Source organism: Mesorhizobium sp. M2E.F.Ca.ET.209.01.1.1 (assembly GCF_004010375.2).
Taxonomy (GTDB): domain Bacteria; phylum Pseudomonadota; class Alphaproteobacteria; order Rhizobiales; family Rhizobiaceae; genus Mesorhizobium.
This window is the reverse complement of the sequence record NZ_SADP02000679.1, coordinates 1-334: the sequence shown is the minus strand read 5'-3', so window position 1 is coordinate 334 and position 334 is coordinate 1. Positions and strand designations below refer to the sequence as shown.

Genomic DNA, 334 nt, shown 5'->3' with positions numbered 1-334 from the left:
AGCCGGTCGTGTCGGTCGCATTGAGGTCGGCGAGCTGCTGAGTGAGATCGGCGAGCTTGCCCTGGTCGGCCGCCAGCTGGGCGTTTGCCGCGTCGAGCTTGGCCTGCGCGTTCTGAGCTGCCGCGGCCTGCGTCACATAGGCCTGGACGCCGGCGAACTTCTTGCTCTTGGAATTCATATAGGCATTGATGTTGCGCTGGAGCGAATTCAGCCGGCCGAGCTTGGCGTGAAGGTTCTTCTCCTTCGGCGCGGCGGCGGCCGTCGTCTCATCGGTCGTCGTGTCGTCGGTCGAAACATCAGCTGTCGCGTCGTCGGTGCCCTTGTTGTGGCCGTG

The 334-nt window shown here is 64.4% G+C and carries 1 pseudogene; it reads right to left on the bottom strand.

Annotated elements, in window-relative coordinates:
* A pseudogene (locus tag EN852_RS37405) lies at positions 1–334 on the bottom strand (hypothetical protein); the annotation flags it as partial.